The sequence below is a fragment of the Streptomyces sp. NPDC053755 genome (assembly GCF_040677675.1).
Lineage (GTDB): Bacteria > Actinomycetota > Actinomycetes > Streptomycetales > Streptomycetaceae > Streptomyces.
Window position 1 is genome coordinate 253,502 of sequence record NZ_JBFASK010000005.1, and the last position, 20,245, is coordinate 273,746.

At 74.2% G+C, this 20,245-nt stretch carries 17 protein-coding genes; 8 read left to right on the forward strand and 9 right to left on the reverse strand.

The annotated features are described in order from the left end of the window. Positions 1 to 49: 49 nt before the first annotated feature. The 3 genes from AB0K65_RS08645 to AB0K65_RS08655 all read left to right on the forward strand — a co-directional run bounded on the left by AB0K65_RS08645 (position 50) and on the right by AB0K65_RS08655 (position 2,893). On the forward strand, positions 50 to 547 hold the full coding sequence (locus AB0K65_RS08645; RefSeq protein WP_365715019.1) for an Lrp/AsnC family transcriptional regulator: 498 nt from the start codon (positions 50 to 52) through the stop codon (positions 545 to 547). Positions 548 to 595: 48 nt separating this feature from the next. After that, on the forward strand, positions 596 to 2,299 hold the full coding sequence (locus tag AB0K65_RS08650; protein ID WP_365715020.1) for a DUF885 domain-containing protein: 1,704 nt from the start codon (positions 596 to 598) through the stop codon (positions 2,297 to 2,299). A gap of 147 nt (positions 2,300 to 2,446) precedes the next feature. After that, positions 2,447 to 2,893 (forward strand): Lrp/AsnC family transcriptional regulator, encoded by a 447-nt coding sequence (locus AB0K65_RS08655; RefSeq protein WP_365715021.1) that lies wholly within the window; start codon positions 2,447 to 2,449, stop codon positions 2,891 to 2,893. 290 nt (positions 2,894 to 3,183) lie between these two features. Here the strand turns inward: AB0K65_RS08655 and AB0K65_RS08660 are convergent, their stop codons facing one another. The 3 genes from AB0K65_RS08660 to AB0K65_RS08670 all read right to left on the reverse strand — a co-directional run bounded on the left by AB0K65_RS08660 (position 3,184) and on the right by AB0K65_RS08670 (position 8,539). Further along, positions 3,184 to 6,471, reverse strand: a complete 3,288-nt coding sequence (locus AB0K65_RS08660) for an SMC family ATPase (protein ID WP_365715022.1) — start codon at positions 6,469 to 6,471, stop codon at positions 3,184 to 3,186. Beyond that, complete coding sequence (locus tag AB0K65_RS08665) at positions 6,468 to 7,637, reverse strand: exonuclease SbcCD subunit D (RefSeq protein ID WP_365715023.1); 1,170 nt, start codon at positions 7,635 to 7,637, stop codon at positions 6,468 to 6,470. The genes AB0K65_RS08660 and AB0K65_RS08665 overlap by 4 nt, the downstream gene beginning before the upstream one ends. A gap of 275 nt (positions 7,638 to 7,912) precedes the next feature. Next, positions 7,913 to 8,539, reverse strand: coding sequence for a YigZ family protein (locus AB0K65_RS08670; RefSeq protein ID WP_365715024.1), 627 nt, complete (start codon positions 8,537 to 8,539; stop codon positions 7,913 to 7,915). Positions 8,540 to 8,743: 204 nt separating this feature from the next. Here AB0K65_RS08670 and AB0K65_RS08675 point away from each other — a divergent pair, with 204 nt between their 5' ends. Continuing rightward, a complete protein-coding gene (locus AB0K65_RS08675) occupies positions 8,744 to 9,166 on the forward strand; it encodes a CoA-binding protein (RefSeq protein ID WP_365715025.1) in 423 nt (140 codons plus the stop codon). Positions 9,167 to 9,172: 6 nt separating this feature from the next. Here the strand turns inward: AB0K65_RS08675 and AB0K65_RS08680 are convergent, their stop codons facing one another. Both AB0K65_RS08680 and AB0K65_RS08685 read right to left on the reverse strand, forming a co-directional pair. Continuing rightward, on the reverse strand, positions 9,173 to 9,736 hold the full coding sequence (locus tag AB0K65_RS08680) for a YbaK/EbsC family protein (RefSeq protein ID WP_365715026.1): 564 nt from the start codon (positions 9,734 to 9,736) through the stop codon (positions 9,173 to 9,175). Positions 9,737 to 9,780: 44 nt separating this feature from the next. Then, the gene (locus AB0K65_RS08685) at positions 9,781 to 10,353 is read right to left on the reverse strand and encodes an XRE family transcriptional regulator (RefSeq protein ID WP_365715027.1); all 573 of its coding nucleotides are present in this window, start codon (positions 10,351 to 10,353) and stop codon (positions 9,781 to 9,783) included. A 117-nt stretch (positions 10,354 to 10,470) separates the two neighbouring features. Between AB0K65_RS08685 and AB0K65_RS08690 the strand changes: the two genes are divergently transcribed. Then, complete coding sequence (locus tag AB0K65_RS08690) at positions 10,471 to 11,340, forward strand: DMT family transporter (RefSeq protein ID WP_365715028.1); 870 nt, start codon at positions 10,471 to 10,473, stop codon at positions 11,338 to 11,340. A gap of 104 nt (positions 11,341 to 11,444) precedes the next feature. Here AB0K65_RS08690 and AB0K65_RS08695 read toward each other — a convergent pair whose 3' ends face one another. Further along, a complete protein-coding gene (locus AB0K65_RS08695) occupies positions 11,445 to 12,284 on the reverse strand; it encodes an acyltransferase (RefSeq protein ID WP_365715029.1) in 840 nt (279 codons plus the stop codon). Positions 12,285 to 12,481: 197 nt separating this feature from the next. Here AB0K65_RS08695 and AB0K65_RS08700 point away from each other — a divergent pair, with 197 nt between their 5' ends. Continuing rightward, on the forward strand, positions 12,482 to 13,021 hold the full coding sequence (locus AB0K65_RS08700; RefSeq protein ID WP_365715030.1) for a gamma carbonic anhydrase family protein: 540 nt from the start codon (positions 12,482 to 12,484) through the stop codon (positions 13,019 to 13,021). A gap of 205 nt (positions 13,022 to 13,226) precedes the next feature. Here AB0K65_RS08700 and AB0K65_RS08705 read toward each other — a convergent pair whose 3' ends face one another. The 3 genes from AB0K65_RS08705 to AB0K65_RS08715 form a co-directional block, all read right to left on the reverse strand. After that, a complete protein-coding gene (locus tag AB0K65_RS08705; protein WP_365715031.1) occupies positions 13,227 to 13,910 on the reverse strand; it encodes a DedA family protein in 684 nt (227 codons plus the stop codon). 107 nt (positions 13,911 to 14,017) lie between these two features. Next, positions 14,018 to 16,906, reverse strand: coding sequence for a glycoside hydrolase family 3 N-terminal domain-containing protein (locus tag AB0K65_RS08710; protein ID WP_365715032.1), 2,889 nt, complete (start codon positions 16,904 to 16,906; stop codon positions 14,018 to 14,020). 197 nt (positions 16,907 to 17,103) lie between these two features. Further along, positions 17,104 to 17,556, reverse strand: coding sequence for a DUF4442 domain-containing protein (locus AB0K65_RS08715; protein ID WP_365715033.1), 453 nt, complete (start codon positions 17,554 to 17,556; stop codon positions 17,104 to 17,106). A gap of 106 nt (positions 17,557 to 17,662) precedes the next feature. Here AB0K65_RS08715 and AB0K65_RS08720 point away from each other — a divergent pair, with 106 nt between their 5' ends. Then, positions 17,663 to 18,754: a hypothetical protein gene (locus AB0K65_RS08720; RefSeq protein ID WP_365715034.1), complete on the forward strand. Its 1,092-nt coding sequence runs from the start codon at positions 17,663 to 17,665 to the stop codon at positions 18,752 to 18,754. Between the two features lie 87 nt (positions 18,755 to 18,841). Next, positions 18,842 to 20,242 carry an MFS transporter gene (locus AB0K65_RS08725; RefSeq protein ID WP_365715035.1) on the forward strand — a complete coding sequence of 467 codons (1,401 nt, stop codon included), beginning with the start codon at positions 18,842 to 18,844 and terminating at the stop codon, positions 20,240 to 20,242. The last annotated feature ends 3 nt before the right edge of the window (positions 20,243 to 20,245 follow it).

Genomic DNA, 20,245 nt, shown 5'->3' on the forward strand with positions numbered 1-20,245 from the left:
TGAACGAATACCGGAGGGTAGTGCCGATTCTCCGTGTTACGTTCGCCGCATGGCCGATTCTGTCGTACTGGACCCGGTCGATCTGCACATTCTTCGCCTCCTGCAGAACGACGCACGGACCACCTACCGCGAGCTCGCCGCCGAGGTCGGCGTGGCGCCCTCCACCTGCCTGGACCGGGTCGCCAGACTGCGCCGCACCGGGGTGATCCTCGGGCACCAGCTACGACTGGATCCGGCCAAACTCGGCCGTGGGCTCGAAGCGCTTCTTCTCGTCCAGGTGCGCCCCCACCGGCGCGAACTGATCGGTCCGTTCGTGGAGCGGATCCGGGCGCTCCCGGAGTCCCGGGCGCTGTTCCATCTGACGGGCCCGGACGACTACCTGGTGCACGTGGCCGTCGCCGACCCGGCCGACCTGCAACGACTCGTTCTGGACGAATTCACCTCCCGCCGTGAGGTGGCCCGCGTCGAGACCCGCCTCATCTTCCAGCAATGGGAGTGCGGTCCCCTCCTGCCGCCCGGCCAGGGCGCTCATTTGTCAGCCGACTGAGATCGATTGAGATGACGCGGGGACCGTGGAGGCACGAGGATGAACCCCATGCCAGAGACTTCCAGCAGCGCGCTGCCCCGCCAGGTCGCCGACACCTACGTCGACGCACTCATCGCACTCGACCCGATCACCGGTACATACCTGGGAGTCAAGGAGAGCGCGGGCCTGCTTCCCGACTTCTCCCCCGCCGGACAGGAGGCGGTGGCCGAACTCGCCCGCCGCACCCTGGCGTCGCTCGACGAGGCCGAGCGGCAGCCGGGCGCTGACACGGACGCCGAACGCCGGTGCGGCCGACTGCTGAGGGAGCGCCTGACGGCCGAACTCGCCGTGCACGACGCGGACGAGGGCCTGTGCGCGGTCAGCAACATGCGCTCGCCCGCCCACAGCGTGCGCATGGTCTTCACCGTGATGCCGACCGAGACGCCGGACGACTGGAAGGCCGTCGCCGAGCGGCTGCGGGCGGTCCCCACGGCGCTCGAGGGCTACCGCGCCTCGCTCGCCCTGGGCCTGGAGCGCAAGCTGCTGGGCGGCCCCCGGCCGACAGCCACCTTCGTGGACCAGTTGACCGAGTGGTCGGGCGCCGATTCCGACGGGCCGGGCTGGTTCGAGGAGTTCGCCGCCGCGCGGCCCGACTCCCTCGACGCCGATCTGCTGACGGAACTGGCCGCCGCCGGCCGGGTCGCGAACGACGCCGTCGCCTCGCTGCGGGACTGGATGCGCGATGTGTACGCCCCCGCGGTCGCCGGCGCGCCGGACACCGTGGGCCGTGAGCGCTACCAGCGCTGGTCGCGCTATTTCAACGGCACCGACCTGGACCTCGACCAGGCCTACGCGTACGGCTGGTCGGAGTACCACCGGCTGCTCGGCGAGATGCGGACCGAGGCGGAGCGCATCCTTCCCGGCTCCGGTCCGTGGGAGGCGCTGGCCCACCTCGATGTCCACGGCACCCACATCGAGGGGGTGGAGGAGGTCCGTGTCTGGCTGCAGAACCTGATGGACGAGGCGATCGAGGCCCTCGACGGCACGCACTTCGAACTCGCCGAGCGGGTACGGAAGGTGGAGTCCCGGATCGCCCCGCCGGGCGGCGCCGCAGCGCCCTACTACACCGGCCCGTCCGAGGACTTCTCCCGTCCCGGCCGCACCTGGCTGCCGGTCGACGGCGAGACCCGCTTCCCCGTCTACGACCTGGTGTCGACCTGGTACCACGAGGGGGTGCCCGGCCATCACCTGCAGATCGCCCAGTGGGTGCACGTCGCCGACCGGCTCTCCCGCTACCAGGCCACCATCGGCGGGGTCAGCGCCAACGCGGAGGGCTGGGCGCTGTACGCGGAGCGGCTGATGGACGAGCTGGGCTTCCTGCCGGACGCCGAGCGCCGGCTGGGGTACCTGGACGGGCAGATGATGCGCGCCTGCCGGGTGATCGTCGACATCGGCATGCACCTGCGGCTGAAGATCCCCTCCGACTCGCCCTTCCACCCGGGTGAGCGATGGACGCCGGAGCTCGCCCAGGAGTTCTTCCAGCAGCACAGCAGCCGGCCGCCGTCGTTCGTCGAGAGCGAGATGACCCGCTATCTGTCGATGCCGGGGCAGGCCATCGGCTACAAGCTCGGCGAGCGCGCCTGGCTGCTGGGGCGGGCCAACGCGAAGGCGGCGCACGGTGACGCGTTCGACGCGAAGGCATGGCACATGGCGGCCCTGTCGCAGGGGCCGCTGGGCCTGGACGACCTGGTGGACGAGATCTCCCGTCTCTGACCTCGCCGGGCCGCCCCGGGGCGGCGGCGGGTCCGCCGCCGCCCCGGCCTCGTGCCCGCCCGGGTGCCCCCGCGACGAGGCGTCCGAGCCGTGAGAAGCAGCCGGGCTCGCTTGATCGGCCGGGGAATCGCCTGCTATCTGTCGCGCATGAGCGGATACACACCGGATGCCACCGACTGGCGCCTCATCGAGGCCCTGCAAAGCCAGGGCCGCGCCAGCTTCGCCGATCTGGCCAGGACCGTGTCGATGTCCGCGTCTGCCGTGACGGAGCGGGTGCGGCGGCTGGAGGAGACGGGCGTGATCGCGGGCTACACCGCCGTGATCGATCCGGAGCGGCTCGGGCTGCCGGTCCTCGCCTTCGTCCGGCTGCGCTATCCGCACGGGAACTACAAGCCCTTCCACGACCTGATCGAGGCGACACCCGAGATCCTCGAGGCGCACCACGTCACCGGCGACGACTGTTTCGTCCTGAAGGTGGCCGCACGGTCGATGCGGCATCTGGAGGAGATCTCCGGCAAGGTCATGACGCTCGGCTCGGTGACGACGAGCGTCGTCTACTCCTCACCGCTCCCCCGGCGCTCGATCAGCCGCTGAGCCCGCCTTACGGCCCCGGGCGCTCGATCAGCCGCTGAGCCCGCCTCACGGCCCCGGCGCTCGATGAGCCGCTGAGCCCGTCTCAGAGCCTCCACGAACCATCGGCCCCTGAGCCGGCCTCGCGCCCCTGGGCGCCCGGATCGACCGCCCGAGCCCGCCCCACGAGGCCCCCGGTCGACCGCCGATGCCGCCTGAGGGCCACGAAGCCCCGGTCGACCGCGGAGCCCGCCTGAGGCTTACGAAGCCCCGGTCGGCCGCCGAGCCCGCCGTCCCACGGCCCGGGAGTGCGGTCAGCCGCCGGGCCCGCCTCCGGTACGGAGCCTCACGGCCGAGCCGTGGCGCTCCTTCACCACCTCCAGCTGGGCCGGGATCCGGCGGCGCAGGTCGCCGACGTGGCTGACGATGCCGACGCTGCGGTCACGCTCGCGCAGGGAGTCCAGGACGTCGAGGACCTCGTCGAGGGTCTGGTCGTCCAGGCTTCCGAAGCCCTCGTCGATGAAGAGGGTGTCGAGCCGGACACCGCCCGCCTCGTCGGTGACGACGTCGGCGAGGCCCAGGGCGAGGGCCAGGGAGGCGAAGAAGGTCTCCCCGCCGGAGAGGGTGGCGGTGTCGCGCTCGTGTCCGGTCCAGGCGTCGACGACATGGAGTCCGAGCCCCGCACGCCTGCCACCGGAACGCGCGTCGGAGTGGACGAGGGTGTAGCGGCCGGAGGACATGCGCAGCAGGCGGGCGGTCGCGGCGGCGGCGACCTGTTCGAGGCGGGCGGCGAGGACGTACGACTCCAGCCGCATCCTGCGCTCGTTCTCGGCCGAGGTGCCCGCGGTGAGGCCGGCGAGCCGGGCGACACGGTCGTACTCCTCACGGAGCGGGCCGAGACGGCGGACCTCCGCGTCGGCTTCGCGGGAGAGCCGGGCGAGTTCGGCGCACCGGTCACGCTGGGCGGCGAGCACCGAGGTGGCGTCGCGCAGGGCCCGCTCGGCGGCGGAGTGGGCGGCCTCGGCGCCCGTCGGGTCGGCGGGCGGACGCTCCGCGGCGGCCTGCGTCCCCGGCTCGGCGAGCCGGTCGGCGACGGCGGCGGCCTCGGCGTGCCAGGCGTCGAGACGGCGCTGGAGGTCCCGGTGCTCGCCCTCGCCCAGCAGAGCGGCGCGGGCGGCGGCCGGGGTGTCGAACCCGGCGCGGAAGGCGGCGTCGGCGAGCCGGTCGTCGGCCTCCTTCAGTCGCTCCGCGGTGAGTTCAGCGGAGCGTACGGTCTCGGCGGCGTCGAGCAGGATGCCGATCCGGCGCTCCAGGCGTGAGGCGTGCTCGGCGACGGAGCCGGACTCGCCCCGGCCACGGGCCACTTCCGCGTCCAGGTCGCTCTGTTCGCGGTCGAGCGCCTCGCGCTGGGAGGTCCGCGCGGCGACCCGCCGCTCGGCCTCGCGCTGCGCGGCGACCCTCTCCTCGTACTCACGCTCGGCCCGTGCGAGGGCTTCCCTGGCGCCGTGCGTCTGTCCGGCCAGTGCGTGCGCCTCGGCATGACGGCGCGTCAGCTCCTCGACCTCGCGGGCGAGGTCGGCGACGTCCGGGTCGGGCGGCGTGCCGGAGTCGGATCCCGCACGGTCGGCGGGACTCCCCGGTCCCGCCTCCGGCGCGCGCTGCCCGGGGACGGTGTCGCGTGCCGGCTGCGCGCTCTCCACCGTCCCGGAGCCGGCCTCGCCCCCGACGCCGGAGGCACCGGACGTGCCGGGCCCGGTGGAGAGGTGGCTCGTGCGGCTCGCGCCGGGGTGGCTCTCGTGGCCGGAGTGCCCGGCGGTCGCGTCCGCGGCCCCCGTACGGACCGCGGCGACGGCGGCCGCGTGCGGGCCGTCCGCCAGGCCCGTCAGGACATCGGCGCGGGCGGCCGCCCAGGCCTCCCGGGTGACGGCCAGGTCGCGTTCCGCGGCGGCACGGTCCTCGTCGGCCCGGGCGAAGGCGGCGTAGGCGGCCTCCTCCGTCGCGCGGTCGACGTGGTCGGCGCCGGTGCGGGCGGGGGCCGGGTGCTCGGCGGAGCCGCAGACCTGACAGGGGTCGCCGTCGGTCAGGCCGGCGGCCAGTTCGGCCGCGATGCCCCTCAGACGGCGGGACTTGACGTCGAGCCATGCCTCGTGGGCGTCGTTGCGCTGCTCGCGGGCGGCCGTCAGCCGGTCCTCGGCGTCGGCCGTCCGGCGGGCCAGATCGTCGCGGCGGCGCGCCGCCGCGAGGCGGCGGCGGGCGGGCTCGAGCCGGCCGGCGAGGTGCTCGGCGCGGGCGGCCGCCTCCTGCGCGGACTCGATACGGGCCGCCAGCTCGACGCGCCGAGGCCCCCAGCCGGCCAGCCAGGCGGCCGCTTCCTGCAGGACCTCGTCGTCCGCGCGGGCCTGCCGCTCCAGGACGTCGCGCTCCCGGGTGATCTCGACGGCGCGCCGCTCGGCCCGCCGCGCGGACTCCAGGCCGCCCAGCTCCTGGCGCAGCCGCCGTTCCAGGGCGGAGAGCTGCTCGGCTCCGGCGTCGGTGAGGTCGGCCGGCAGCAGCCCACGCGACCTCTCCCGCGCCGCGCTCGCCGCCGCGTGGTCGCGCTCGGCGTCGGCACGCAGGCTCAGCGCGGGCGCCACGAGCCCGGCCTTGCGGGCCCGGTCCAGTGTGGCCTCCCAGCCGTCCCGTTCGGACCTGCTCGCCTCCAGCTCTCGCCGCCTGCGCGTGGCCTCGGCGTGGCGCGCCTGCCGGGCGGCCAGGTCCCGTTCCGCGTCCAGCGCGCGCCGGGCGGCGGACTGCCGGCCTTCGGCGGCCGCGACCCGCACCTCCGCGATGTCGAGCGCCTCCCGCGCCTCCGAGCGCGCCACGGCGGCCCGGGTCTGCACGGCGTGGGCCAGCCCCGGCTCGCCCGGCCGCTCGGCGACCGCGCTGCTCCCCGCGGCCTGGGCCATCCGGTGGCCGAGGGCGAGGAGCCGCTCGTCCCCCTCCCGTACGCGCTGTTCGCAAGCGCGCCGCAGATCGGCGAGCCGCTCTTCGACGGCCGCGAACCGCCGGGTGTCGAAGAGCCGGCCGAGGAGCTTGCCGCGAGCTTCGGCGTCGGCCCGGAGGAAGCGCGCGAAGTCGCCCTGGGGCAGCAGGACGACTTGGCAGAACTGCTCCCGGCTCATGCCGACGAGCTGGGTGATCTCCTCGCCGATCTCCTGGTGGGAGCGGCTCAGCCCGTTCCACTCACCAGTCGTGGCGTCGTACTCCCGCAGCAGGCTCTGTGCCTTCTCGGTGGTGAAGCCGCCGCCGCGCTTCTTGGGCCGCGGCTGGGCCGGGCGGCGGGTGATCTCCAGCCGTCGCTCGCCCACGGTCAGCTCCAGTGCGACCTCGGTGGCCGTCCCGGCCGGCGCGTGGTCGCTGCGCAGCGAGGCCCCCGGGGTCTGCCGCGCACCGGGCACGGCGCCGTACAGGGCGTAGCAGACGGCGTCGAGGACGGAGGTCTTGCCCGCGCCGGTGGGTCCGTGGAGCAGGAACAGCCCGGCGGAGGACAAGGCGTCGAAGTCGATCTCCTGGGTGGTACCGAAGGGCCCGAACGCCGTGACGGAGAGGCGGTGGAGTCTCACCGGCCCACCTCGCGCCGCTCGGCGTCGACGCGTACGTCGTCGAAGGCGCCGTACAGGACGGCCCGTTCGGATCCGTCCGGCCCCGCGCCGCCGCGGACGTGGGCCACGAAGTCCACCGCGATCTGCTGGTCGCTGCGGTCGCGCAGCCGCTGCGCGTAGGAGCCGTGCGGGTCGCCCTCGGTGGGCTCCGGCTCGAAGGACAGGCTGAGGGTGTGCGGGAAGCGTTCGACGAGCCGGGCCATCGGCTCGGCGGGGCGTACGGGATCGGTGAGCGTCGCCTCGACCCAGGCGTCCTCGTGGCGCGCGTGGGCGGGGTCGGCGAGCAGGTCGTCGAGCCGGCCCCGGATGCGGGCGAGTGCCCGCGGGACCGGGCAGTCGATCCGTTCGGCGGCGTCGATCTCGCCGCCCGGGCCGAGGTCGATCAGCCACATCGTCTTGCGGTGGCCGGCTTCGGAGAAGGAGTAGGCGAGGGGGGAACCGGAGTAGCGCACGCGCGGGGTGACCGTCTGGCTGCCGTGCAGATGCCCGAGGGCGACGTAGTCGACGCCGTCGAAGACGCCGGCGGGCACGGCCGCGACCCCGCCGACCGTGATGTCGCGCTCGCTGTCGCTCGGCTCGCCGCCCGCGACGAAGGCGTGCGCCAGGACCACGGACCGGGTTCCGGCCGGTCGTGCGGCGAGGTCGGCGCGCACCCGTTCCATGGCGGCGGTGAGCACCGCCTCGTGTCCGGCCCTGGCGGCTCCGAGCCGCTCGCGGACCAGGGCGGGCTCGAGGTAGGGCAGGCCGTAGAGGGCCACGTCTCCGTGGCTGTCGGTGAGGACGACGGGGGTGCCGACGCCGTCCGGGTCGGTACGGAGGTGGATCCCGGCGCGCCCGATGAGCCCGGCGCCCACTCCGAGGCGGCGGGCCGAGTCGTGGTTGCCGGAGATCATCACGGTCGGGACGCCGGCCTCGGCGAGCCGGTGCAGGGCGGTGTCGAAGAGCTCGACGGCGGGCAGCGGGGGCACGGCCCGGTCGTAGACGTCTCCGGCCACGAGGACGGCGTCCACCTCGCGCTCGCGCACCGTCCTCACCAGGTGGTCGAGGAAGGCGGCCTGGGCGTCGAGCAGGCCGACCCGGTGGAAGGAGCGGCCCAGGTGCCAGTCCGACGTGTGCAGAATCCTCAACGTCCCGCCCCGCCCCGCATGATCCTCACCGTGCCGCTCCGCCCCGCATGTGTTCCGCTGTCCGCCCCCGGCCGCCACGGCACCCGCACGGGCGCCGTCGAGGAGCAGCGACCACGCTAGCGCGCCCGAGCACCTCGTTTCGCACGGACCACCGATCGAGACCCTTACGGGCGGCCGCCGGGGGTGGCCGGTCCGGCCGCCGGGGCACCTGTCCGGGCGCTCTCCCGCGCCCGGCCCGGGGCCCTGGGGCGGCTGTGTCCCGGGGGCCGGGGCGCTCAGGCGTCGCCGTACGCCTCGCCGCCCAGCTCCAGGGTCGCCGTGCCGGCCGTCACATCGGCGAGCCAGGCGCGGAAGGCCTCCACGTCGGCGTCCGGCAGGCCGATCCCGATCGCGACGGCCTCGCCGTACCGCACCTCGCGCACCGAGCGCCCCGTCGACCGGAGATCGTTCTCCAGCTTCCCCGCCCGCTGGTGGTCCACGGTGACGGTGGCGAGGCGGAAGCGCTGCCGGGTGAGGGTGCCGAGCGCGTCCAGGGCCTCGCCGACCACACCGCCGTACGCCCTGATCAGACCGCCCGCGCCGAGCTTGACGCCTCCGTAGTAGCGGGTGACGACGGCCGCGACATACCGCATGTCGCGCCGCATCAGCATCTGGAGCATCGGGACGCCGGCGGTGCCGCCCGGCTCCCCGTCGTCGCTGGCCTTCTGGACGGAGGCGTCGGCACCGACGACGTACGCGAAGCAGTTGTGCGTGGCGGTGGGGTGCTCCTTGCGGACGCGTGCGACGAAGGCCTGCGCCTCCTGCTCGGTGGCGACGGGCGCCAGCGCGCACAGGAAGCGCGAGCGGTTGATCTCGGTCTCGTGCACGCCCTCGCGGGCCACCGTGCGGTACTGCTCGTGCATCCCGCCACCCTATGCGCCCGCCGCGGAGGAGGGCGGCGCCGCCCTCCTCCGCGGCCGGAACCGCTGGAGACGCACGCGGGCCACTCCCGGGCGGCGGGCGGACCTCGTCCGGGAAGCACGCGAGCCGCTCCGGCGGCCGCCCGGGAATCATGGGCGGGCCGGGCTCGTTCAGGAGGGGAACGAACGAGCCACGGGAGGCAGCGGATGAGCGGCGAGACCACGACGACCGAGTCGGACACGGTGCGCAGGATCCTCACCGACGCGGGCGACACCTGGGCGGTCGTGGGGCTGTCGTCGAACGAGGCGCGCGCGGCGTACGGCGTCGCGGCCGTCCTGCAGCGCTTCGGCAAGCGGATCGTCCCCGTCCACCCGAAGGCCGAGACGGTCCACGGCGAAACGGGCTACGCCTCGCTCGCCGACATCCCCTTCCCCGTGGACGTGGTCGACGTGTTCGTCAACAGCGAGCACGCCGGACAGGTCGCGGACGAGGCGGTGGCCGTCGGTGCGAAGGCGGTCTGGTTCCAGCTCGGGGTGCTCGACGAGGCGGCGTACGCGAGGACCCGCGAGGCGGGACTCGACATGGTCATGGACCGCTGCCCCGCGATCGAGATCCCGCGCCTGGGCTGACGCGCCTCAGCCGGCGGTGACGCCCAGGCCCTCCAGGACGACGGCGCCGGGCAGCTGGGCGAAGGCCTTGCCCGGCACGATCAGCTTGCCCCGCCGCCGGCCGCTGCCGATCAGTACCCAGGCGGTGTCCACCACGGCGGCGTCGACGAGGACCGGCCAGTCGGCGGGGAGCCCGACCGGCGTGATGCCGCCGTACTCCATGCCGGAGTCGCCGGTCGCGGTGTCCATCGGCGCGAACCGCACCTTGCGCGAGCCCAGGTGCTTGCGGACGACCCCGTTGACGTCGACGCGGGCCGCCGAACGCACCACGCAGGCGGCCAGGGTCGTCACCTCGCCGCGCTTCCCTGCGACGATCACGCAGTTCGCCGACTCGTCGAGCAGCCGCTGACCGTAGTGCTCGACGAAGACGGCCGTGTCGGCGATCGCCGGATCCGTGTCCACGTACAGCAGCTGGTCGGCCGGCACGGCGCCCTGCCAGGCGCGCACGGCGGCGGCGACCGGCTCCGTCAGCAGGTCCAGGCAGTCGGGGGCGGGTCGGACGTCGTCGAAGTCTCCGATGGGGGCGCGCATGCCCGCCACGCTAACAAGGCGTGTCCTGCCGGGGTTTGGGCGTCTCACCGTACGGGCGGGATGGAGACGGCCATCGTCATCTCCACCCGCTCGTCGCCGTCGTTGCGGTAGGCATGCGGGACGTTGGCCTCGAAGACGGCGGAGGTGCCGGCCGGGAGGGAGTGCTCCGCGCCCTCGACGACGAGGGTCAGCACGCCCCGGGTGACGTGCAGCAGCTCGGTCGTGCCGTCGGGGTGGGGGTCGGAGGCGCTGCCGTCGCCGGGCATCAGCGTCCAGGACCAGAGCTCCAGCGGGCCGCGGGCCTCGGTGCCGGCGAGGAGGGTGGTGTGGCTGCCGGTGGAGGTCGACCACATGCGCACGGCCTGCTCGGGCGGGACGAGGCGGACCTGGGGCTCCTGGTCGTAGTCGAGGAGCGTGGTGATGGAGACTCCGAGGGCGTCGGCCAGTTTCACCGTGGTGCCGACGCTGGGGTTCGTGCGGGCCTGCTCGATCTGGATGATCATGCCGCGGCTGACTCCGGCCCGCGCGGCCAGCGCGTCCAGCGTGAAGCCGCGATCGTTGCGCCACCGCTTCAGATTGCGGGCGAGCGACTGCGTGAGCTGATCGAGGTCCGACACATTCCGTCCAATATTTTGGATGACAGAGTTCAATGTATTGAACTACGATGGGGTGTACCGCGGTGTACTCGGCTGTACACCGCACTGTACTGCGAGACCCCACCCTGCGAGGATTCCATGACCGCGCTGTTCGCCCTGGCCACCGCCCTCCTCTGGGGCCTGGCCGACTTCGGAGGCGGACTGCTCACCCGGCGCATGCCGGCCCTGACCGTCGTCGTCGCCTCGCAGTCGGTCGCGGTCGTCGTGCTCGGCGCGATCGTGCTCGCCACGGGCGGCTGGAGCGAGCTGGGGCCGGATCTCTGGTACGCCGTCGGGGCCGGCGTGGTCGGCCCCGTGGCGATGCTCGCCTTCTACAAGGCGCTCGCCCTCGGCCCGATGGGCGTGGTCTCCCCGCTCGGCTCGCTCGGCGTCGTCGTACCGGTCTCGGTGGGCCTGCTGATCGGCGACCGGCCGGGCCTGCTCCAGTTCGCCGGGATCGGCGTGGCCGTGGTCGGCATCGTCCTGGCCGGCGGCCCGGAGCTGCGCGGCGCGCCCGTCCAGCGCCAGGCGGTGCTGCTCACGCTCCTCGCCGCCTTCGGATTCGGCTCGGTGATGGCCCTGATCGCCGAAGCCTCCTCGACCCTGACCGGCCTCTTCCTCGCGCTGTTCGTCCAGCGCGTCACCAACGTCCTGGTGGGCGGCGGCGCGCTCTACGTCTCCGTGAAGCGGGGCGGACGGGCGCTGCCGGAAGGCGGGGACGGCATGCGGGTCGTCTGGACCGCCCTCCCGGCCCTCGCGTTCGTCGGCCTCGCCGACGTGGCCGCCAACGGCACGTACTCGATCGCGGCACAGAACGGCCCCGTCACCATCGCCGCCGTCCTCGCCAACCTGTATCCGGTCGTGACGGCGCTCGCGGCGCGCGGGGTCCTCAAGGAACGGCTGCGCGCCGTCCAGGCGGCGGGCGCGGGCCTCGCCCTGGTGGGCACGGTCCTGCTCGCGACCGGCTGAAGGAGCCCTGTCCCCCGCGAACGGCCCGACGGCGGGGCGGCCCGGCCAGGGTGCGGTCAGGCTGCGGGCCGAGCCGGGCCCGGCTCGGCCCGGCCACAGTGCGGTCAGGCGTCCTTCAGCTGGCCCTCCAGCTCGCCCTCAAGCTCCCGCTCACCTTTCAGCCCGTCCCTCGGCCCGAGTCCGCCCTTCCGTTCGCCCTCGACCGTCTCGGCGAGTTCCAGCTCCGCGAGCGCGGCGAGCTGTTCGGGCGTCACACCGTCCGGGATGGGCACCGGCGCCGGTGTGCGGATCGGCGGCTGCCAGCCCTGCTCCGGGTCCCAGCGGCGCACCACGCGGGCCGGGGCCCCGGCCACCACCGAGTGGTCCGGCACCTCTCCGCGGACGACGGCGCCCGCCGCGACGACCACGTTGCGGCCGATCCTCGCCCCCGGCAGGATCACCGCGCCCGTGCCCAGCCAGCAGCCGGGGCCGATCTCCACGGGTGCGGAGCGGGGCCACTGCCTGCCGATCGGCACGTGCGGATCGTCGTAACTGTGATTGGTCGACGTGATGTAGACGTACGGTCCGCAGTACGTCTCGGAGCCGATCGTCACCGTCGTGTCGGCGATGACGTGGCTGCCGCGCCCCAGGACCACACCGTCGGCGAGGGTCAGGATCGGGTCCGGACCCAGGTCGAGGCCGGGCATCATGCCCGCGGTGAGCGTGACCTGTTCGGCGATGATGCAGTGCTCGCCGATCTCGATCCAGCGTTCCCCGAAGACCGTGCCCTGCGGGAAGGCGAGGCGGGTGCCCACGCCGAGGCGCCGGAAGCGCAGCCGCCCGGGCGACGCGGCGGTCACGGCGCCCGCCTCCTGCGCCCAGCGCCAGCCGGCCCGCACCACACGGGCGACGACACGACGCCGCCGGTCGGCGAGAGACGAGAACGTGTTTCTGTTCTTGGGCACCCGCCCACGGTAGTCGCCCCCGTCGTACCGGACCTGCGCCGCGCGCTGTGATGTCGGTTACGGGTACGGGCGGGTGGCGACCGCGAGCCCGGCCGCCGCCCGCGGAGCGACGGCCGGACGGGGGCGGCGGGCCCGGGAGGGGCGTCTCGTAGGGTTCCCCCAGGCGCGACCGAACAGCGAACGATCAGGAGCGGACGATGACCGAGCAGGCGTTGATCAAGGGTGTGGGCGGCAAGGAGCCGCGGATCGATCCCACCGCTTTCACGGCCCCGACCTCCGTGGTGCTCGGCGACGTCACCCTCGGCGCCCGCGCCGGCATCTGGTACCACGCCGTGCTGCGCGCGGACTGCGGGCCGATCGAGATCGGCGAGGACTCCAACGTCCAGGACAACTGCACCGTGCACGTCGACCCCGGCTTCCCGGTCACGATCGGCGCCCGGGTCACCGTCGGCCACAACGCCACGGTCCACGGCTGCACCGTCGAGGACGACGTCCTGGTGGGCATGGGAGCCACGATCCTCAACGGCGCCCGCATCGGCGCCGGCTCCCTCGTCGCCGCACAGGCGCTCGTCCCGCAGGGGATGCAGGTCCCGCCCGGCTCGCTCGTGGCGGGCGTCCCGGCGAAGGTCCGGCGCGAACTGACGGAGGAGGAGCGGCAGGGCATCCGTCTCAACGCGGAGATGTACCTGCACCTGGCGAAGGCCCACGCCGAGATCTACGCGGACCCGCAGGCGTGACGCGCGAGGGGCGCGGTGGCCCCACGGCACCGCGCCCCTCGTCACACTCTCCGTACGGTCCGGGGGCCGCCGGCCGTCTCGGGAACCGCCGTCGGCCGTCCGCCGGACCGCCGACGGCGGCCATCCGGCACCCGTGGCGATCAGCCCGGCGCCCCACGGCGGCCGGCCTGGCGCCCACGCGGCCCGTCCGGCATCTCCCGGCCGGTCAGTCCCCGACCGGCACGGTCACCTGGGCCGCCGGCGCCGGGGACGTCTCCGCCGTCGCCCGCTCCGCCTCCGCCTGGGCCGCCGCCTTCTTCGCGCGGTTCTTCAGGACGAGCATCGAGGTGAGGCCGACCAGCACGGCGAAGACCAGGCCCAGCCACGAGAATCGCTTCAGCCACGCCTCGGCGACCACGCCCACCGAGTAGACGACCGCCGTGGTCCCGCCGGCCCAGAGGATGCCGCCGAAGACGTTGGCGATGAGGAACTTCCAGTACGGCATGCGCAGCACGCCCGCCAGCGGTCCGGCGAAGATCCGCAGCAGGGCGACGAAGCGGCCGAAGAAGACCGCCCACATGCCCCACTTCTCGAAGGATCGCTCCGCCACGGCGATGTTGCCCTCGCTGAAGTGCTTGGGGAACTTCTTCCCCAGCCAGGCGAGCAGCGGCCGGCCGCCCCTGCGCCCGATGGCGTAGCCGATCGAGTCGCCGATGATCGCGCCGGCCGTGGCGCAGGCGCCGAGGACGTACGGGTTGATGTCGCCGTGCTGCGAGGCGAGCAGGGCCGAGCTGACGAGGACGATCTCGCCGGGCAGGGGGATGCCCAGGCTCTCCAGCCCGATCACCCCGCCCACCAACGCGTAGATGGCGACCGCGGGGATCGTCTCCAGCCATTCCTGGACGTGCAAGGCGAGTTCCTCCCGTGTGGACCGTGGACGCCGGGCCCGCCTGTCGGCCCTGGGTCACGGCGTGCGCGGCGTGCGCGGCGTCGCGCACGCCGGGGAAGCCTACCTGGTCACGGGGAAGGGACCCTGACTTCGGTACGGAGCCTGAGGGCGCGGGACGAGGAGCCCACGCGGACCGTACGGCGCCCGGTGCCGAGGACCCAGTCGTGCCGTGCCACGTCCCAGGAGGACAGGGTGCGCGCGGTGACGGGCACGGTCACCTTGCGTCGTTCGCCGGCCGCGAGCTCCAGCCGGAGATAGCCGGCGAGGCACTGGCGGGGCTGGTCGATGCCGAGGGCGGCGAGGTCGGGCGACGGGCCCAGATAGACCTGGGCGACCTCCGTGCCGGCCCGTCGGCCCGTGTTGCGGACGGTGAAGGTGACCGAGAGCCCCCCGCCCCCGCCGGACGCGGCCGGTGGGACGGGTGCCACGACCAGACGCTGGTAGGTGAAGGTGGTGTACGACAGACCGTGCCCGAACGGGAACAGAGGCTCCACTTCTTCGGCGTCGTACCAGCGGTGCCCGACGTGCACGCCCTCGGAGTACTCCGCGACGCCGTCCTGCCCGGGATAGCGGCGCGGGTCGCCCGCCGTGGGGTGGCGGTCCTCGGCGGCGGGGAAGGTCTGGGTCAGCCGGCCGCCGGGATCGGCGTCGCCGAACAGGACGGCGGCCGTGGCGGCCGCGCCCTCCTGGCCGGGGTAGTACATCTGCAGGACGGCGGCCGTCCGGTCCAGCCACGGCATGGTGATCGCGGACGAGGTGTTGAGGACGACGGCCGTACGGGGGTGGGCGCCGGTCACCGCCTCGACGAGGGCCTGCTGCCGGCCGGGCAGGGCGAGGCTCGTACGGTCCCGGCCCTCGGTGGCCTCCTCGTACGCGAAGAGCACCACGCTCTCGGCGGCCGAGGCGACCCGGACGGCCTCCGCCACGTCGGCCGCGCGGCCGGTCTCGGTCTTGGCGCGGAGCCGGAAGACCTGCCCCCGCGCACCGCCCTGGGCGGTGACCTTCAGACGGTGGGGTCCGGCGGTGAGGGCTCGGGCGGTCCGCCGGACGGTCAGGCCGTCGGGGGCGCGGCCCGCGATCCCGCCGGCGTGGACCTGGCCGGGGGCCGGGGCTGCGGGGAAGAGCTCGATCCCGTCGAGGGTGACGGTGGGACGCGTCCCGTCGTGGTGGACGAGGAAGGTCCAGTCCTCAGGGGTGGTGACCGTGAGGGTGCCTTCGTAGGTCCAGGTCTCACCGGGGCCGACGGCGACGTGCTCCAGGTCGGTCGCGGGTGAGAGAGCCGGCAGGGCCGTGCCGTAGACGTCCTCGCCGATGGCGTAGGCGACGGTGGCCCCCTCGCCCGCCCGGGCCGTGATCGCGTCGAGAGGGCTGGTCGCCGCGTCGGGGACGACGTGGGCGCTCCCGCCCCCGCTGACGAACGGGACGGCGCCGGTCGGCCCGATGACGGCGATCGAGCGGGCGGCGGTTCCGGTCAGCGGCAGGGCGCCGTACTCGTTGCGCAGGAGGGTCGCCCCGGCGGTGGCGACCCGCAGCGCGAACGCCGCCCCGGCGGGGGCGTTCCGCGCGGGGCGCGTCCCCTCGACCCCTTCGGCCCGCCCGGGCCTCCCGGTCGGTCCCGCAGTCCCGCCCGTCCCCGAAGCCGCGCTCGTCGCGTCGAGCAGTCCGTACCGTTCCCGCACGGTGAGCAGGCGGCGCACCGCCCGGTCCACGTCCTCCTCGGCGACCCGGCCGTCGCGCACGGCGGTGCGCAGGGGCGCGCCGAAGTACCGCCCGCCGGGCATCTCCATGTCGAGGCCGGCGGTGAGGGCGGCGGCGGTGGAGTGGACCGCGCCCCAGTCGCTCATCACCCAGCCGTCGAAGCCCCAGCGATCGCGCAGGATGTCGGTCAGCAGCGTCCGGCTCTCGGTGGCGTGGAGGCCGTCGACCTTGTTGTACGCGGCCATCACCGCACCGGCCCCGGCGGCGACGGCGGCCTCGAAGGGGCGCAGTTCCGTCTCGTGGAGGGCCTGCTCCCCGGCCCGGACGTCGACGGTCATCCGGTCCTTCTCCTGGTTGTTGAGGGCGAGGTGCTTGACCGTGGCGACCAGGCCCTCGGCCTGGATGCCCCGGACCTGCTCGGCGGCGAGGTCGGCGGTGAGGAGGGGATCTTCGGAGAAGGTCTCGAAGTTCCGCCCCGCGTAAGGGGTGCGGATGAGGTTGACCATCGGGGAGAGCATCACGTCCTGGCCGAGGGCGCGGCCCTCGCGGCCGAGGACCTGGCCGTAGGCGCGGGCGAGCGCGGGATCGAAGGCGGCGGCGAGCATGACGGGGGCGGGCAGCGCGGTGGCGGTGCGCTGGACGCGGACGCCCGCGGGACCGTCGGCGAGCCGCAGTTCGGGGATGCCGAGCCGGGGGACGCCGGGCACGTATCCGGCCTGGCCGAGGCGCTGGGGGTCCGTCGCGCCGTGGAGCAGGGAGATCTTCTCGTCGAGGGTGAGCCGGGCGAGGAGGTCCGCGACGCGGTCGGTGACCGGTTCGGTTGCCGGAGCGGCCGCCGGGTCGTCGCCGGGGGCGCGGCGGGCGGGGGCGGCGGCCGCGGCCGTCGTCCCGGTGACGGCCGCCAGCGCGGCGGCGCCGCCGAGGAGGAGCAGCAGTCCGCGCCGCGGCAGGCCCCGCTCCGCCGTGCGCCGCTCACCGGCCGGGCCGCGTCCGTCCGCCGCCCCGGGCACGTCACATGGCGGGGCGGTCCGGCCCGCGGCGGCCTCCGTGCCCGTGTCGTCGGCATCCGCGGTGTCCGCGCCCTCGGCCCGGGAGGGTTCCGCGACGGGATCGGGGGCGCCGACCGGTCCCTCCGGGGCGCGGGAGACGGTCCGGGCGGGGTCGGCCGGGGCGCCGCTCGGCGGGGGCGGCGGCCACGGCAGGGGCAGGCGCGGAAGGGGGCTCGGAAGGGGACGCGAACGGGGCGGGACGTCGGACAAGGTGGCTTCTCCTCGGCGCGGGCGCGGATGCCGTGTGGCTCTTCTGCGCACTATGCGTGACGGCCCGTCGGATTCCGGGGCGGTGCCCCGGGACACGGCCGCCCCCGCACCCGAAGAGGTGCGGGGGCGGCCGTGACGACGCGAACGAGAGCCCGGCGCCACCGGGTCCGGCGGCGGGGACCCGGGGCGCCCCCGGGTCAGGAGTTCGGGCGCAGGGTCCAGACGACGGTCATCTCGCCCGTCACGGCACCGTCCTCGCGGGTGATCGCGATGTGGACCGGGAACTCGGGGCGCTCGCCGGCGTCGAGTTCGGCCACGACCTCGGCGGCCGGGCGGCCCAGGGTCGCCGTGGCGGTCACGACGCCCATGGCGAGCTTCTTGTAGCCGATCTCCGCCTTGACGGCGAGCGGGACCGCACGGCTCAGCTGGGCTCCGAACGCGGCGAGGACGATGGCCCCGCTGGCGGACTCGGCCAGCGTGAACATGGCTCCGGCGTGCGGGCCGCCGACGTGGTTGTGGTAGGCGGCCTGGTCCGGCATGCGGACGACGGCACGCTCGGAAGTGGTCTCCAGGAACTCGAGGTTGAGGGTCCTGGCCATGGGAACCGTGGCGGCGAGCATCTCGCCGACGGACATCTGGTCTGCGCTCATGCGGCGATGTTACCCACGAGTAGTAGCGATGGCCATCCCCGCACGCGCAGGCCTGGGCGGGGGCGGGCGTAGCCGCGTCCCCGCCGCACCTCTATGGTTACTGGCCATGTGGCCAGGACAGCAGCCGCCCGGGGGCGAGCAGAACCCGCAGGACCAGAACCAGAACCCGTACCAGCAGCCGGGTTACCCGCAGCAGCCGAACCCGTACCAGCAGCCGCCCACGGGGCAGCCCGGGTATCCGCAGCAGCCGCCCGCGGGGCAGCCGGGGTATCCGCAGCAGCCGCCGCAGGGCTATCCCCAGCAGGCGGGCCGGCCCGGCTACCCGCAGCCGAACCCGTACCAGCAGACGACGCAGTACGGCATGCCGGGCCCCGCCCAGCCGGGCGGCCCCGACGGCGGCAAGAAGAAGCAGACGACACTCATCGCCGTCGTCGCCGCGACCGCCGTGGTGATCGCCGCGGGAGTCACCGGATTCCTCGTCCTCGGCGACGACGAGAAGACCACCGCCGGAGGCGACCCCAAGCCGTCCGCGCCGGCCTCCCAGACCGCGTCTCCGTCCTCCCCCGCGATCGACAACCCGCGCGACGACGCCGAGCTCCAGCCGACGATCCCCGGCTGGAAGGTCGTCCACAACCCCAAGTACGGCACGCTGTTCGACGTACCGCCCGAGTGGGAGCTGCTGAAGCCGGGGTCGGTCACGTTCTTCGAGGACGAGAAGAAGAACGACGGCAGCCCCGTCGTCACGATGTCGGCGCCCGCCCGCTACAAGAGCAAGTGGTGCGCGTTCGACACCGACAAGAACGGCACCGAGGAGACCTGGGGCCTGAGCAGCGTCGGCACCAAGGGCGGCCAGGGCGCCAAGAACACCGACGAGGCGGCCTTCAACGAGGCGGGCAACTGGGTGTGGGCGGGCTACGCCCAGCACATGCCCAAGGGCACCATCAAGATCGCCAAGGCCGTGCCGTACACGACGAAGTCCGGACTCACGGGCAGCATGTCGACGGCCACCGCTCCCGGCATCAAGAAGCGGAACAAGTGCGAGTCGGACGGCAAGTCCATCGCGTTCTCCTTCAAGAACTCCCAGGGCGACTTCTCGTCGTGGGTGCTCTACGCCGCGGACAACGTCAAGGACGAGCTGTCGGACGCCGTGATCCAGCAGATCCTCTCCACCGTGCGCCTGGCACCCACGTCCTCCTGACCCGCCACCGACGTCGTCCCGGGCGGCCGCCCGCGGGCGCGCGATATCGGTTTGGCAGGAGGGGGTGGCGCCAGGGATAGTCCGGGAGTGAGTACTCCCGCCGCCTCTCCGCCTCCCCCCACGCCGTCGCGCTCGCGCCGCCCCGAGTGGGCCGGGCGCAACTACCTGCTGCTGACCGCCGCCGCGATCATCACCAACCTCGGTACCCATGGTGCGCTGATCGCGGCGGCCTTCGCCGTCCTCCAGTCCGGTGGCGACGGCGGCGACGTGGGACTGGTGGCGGCGGCCCGCACCCTCCCGCTCGTGCTCTTCCTGCTCATCGGCGGCGCGGTGGCCGACCGCATACCCCGCCACCGCGTCATGGTCGCCGCCAACGCCCTCAACTGCGTCTCGCAGGCGGTGTTCGCCTTCCTCGTCCTGACGGGCGACCCCGAGCTGTGGCAGATGATGCTGCTCACCGCGCTCTGCGGCACGGGCCAGGCCTTCTTCAGCCCCGCCGCCGAGGGCATGCTGATGTCCAGCGTCAGCGGCGAACAGGTCAGCCGGGCGTTCGCCCTCTTCCGGATGGCCATGCACGGCGCCGGCATCGGCGGGGCCGCGCTGGGCGGCGCCATGATCGCCGCCATCGGCCCCGGGTGGGTCCTCGCCATCGACGCGGCGGCCTTCGCCGTCGCCGGTGCGCTGCGCGCCTTCCTCGACGTCGGTCACATCGCCGAACGGAAACCGGGCGGCGGTCTCCTCTCCGATCTGCGGGAGGGCTGGCAGGAGTTCGTCGGGCGCCCGTGGCTGTGGTCGATCGTGGCCCAGTTCTCGATCGTGGTGGCCCTGATCGGCGCCGCCGAGTCGGTCTACGGACCGCTGGTCGCCCGCGACCACCTGGGCGGGGCACGGCCCTGGGGACTCGCGCTCGCCGCGTTCGGGGTGGGCACACTCGTCGGCGCGCTGCTGATGATGCGGTGGAAGCCCCGGCGGATGCTGCTCGTCGGCACGCTGGGGGTCTTCCCGATCGCGCTGCCCTCGGCCGCGCTCGCGGTGCCGCTCGACGTGGTCGGGCTCTCCGCGGCCATGTTCGTCAGCGGTGTGGCCATCGAGGTGTTCGGTGTCGCCTGGATGACGACGCTCCACCAGGAGATCCCGGAGGACAAGCTGTCCCGGGTCTCGGCGTACGACTGGTTCGGCTCGACCGCCATGCTTCCGCTGTCGACGGCGCTCGCGGGTCCGGCGGAGAGCCTCTTCGGACGGAGCGAGGCCCTGTTGGGCTCGGCCACGCTGATCGTGGTCGTGACGGGCCTGGTGCTGCTCGTCCCGGACGTACGGAACCTGACGCGCCGTACGAAGCAGGTCACCGCCCCGGGTCACGGGCTCGACGGAGCCGTGGCTCCCGTGCCCGTCGCCGCACACGCACCCCAGCCCGCACACGCACCCCAGCCCGCGCCCTCACCGGCACCGGCGCCCGAGACCGCACCCGCTTCCGAGCCTCGGGCGTAGACG

What these genes read in the sequence shown, in the direction of transcription:
- AB0K65_RS08675 (WP_365715025.1), top strand. Translation starts at nt 8,744, where the DNA reads ATGAGCGGCGAGACCACGACGACCGAGTCGGACACGGTGCGCAGGATC.
- AB0K65_RS08650 (WP_365715020.1), top strand. Translation starts at nt 596, where the DNA reads ATGCCAGAGACTTCCAGCAGCGCGCTGCCCCGCCAGGTCGCCGACACC.
- AB0K65_RS08680 (WP_365715026.1), bottom strand. Translation starts at nt 9,736, where the DNA reads ATGCGCGCCCCCATCGGAGACTTCGACGACGTCCGACCCGCCCCCGAC.
- AB0K65_RS08645 (WP_365715019.1), top strand. Translation starts at nt 50, where the DNA reads ATGGCCGATTCTGTCGTACTGGACCCGGTCGATCTGCACATTCTTCGC.
- AB0K65_RS08715 (WP_365715033.1), bottom strand. Translation starts at nt 17,556, where the DNA reads ATGAGCGCAGACCAGATGTCCGTCGGCGAGATGCTCGCCGCCACGGTT.
- AB0K65_RS08720 (WP_365715034.1), top strand. Translation starts at nt 17,663, where the DNA reads ATGTGGCCAGGACAGCAGCCGCCCGGGGGCGAGCAGAACCCGCAGGAC.
- AB0K65_RS08655 (WP_365715021.1), top strand. Translation starts at nt 2,447, where the DNA reads ATGAGCGGATACACACCGGATGCCACCGACTGGCGCCTCATCGAGGCC.
- AB0K65_RS08690 (WP_365715028.1), top strand. Translation starts at nt 10,471, where the DNA reads ATGACCGCGCTGTTCGCCCTGGCCACCGCCCTCCTCTGGGGCCTGGCC.
- AB0K65_RS08700 (WP_365715030.1), top strand. Translation starts at nt 12,482, where the DNA reads ATGACCGAGCAGGCGTTGATCAAGGGTGTGGGCGGCAAGGAGCCGCGG.
- AB0K65_RS08670 (WP_365715024.1), bottom strand. Translation starts at nt 8,539, where the DNA reads ATGCACGAGCAGTACCGCACGGTGGCCCGCGAGGGCGTGCACGAGACC.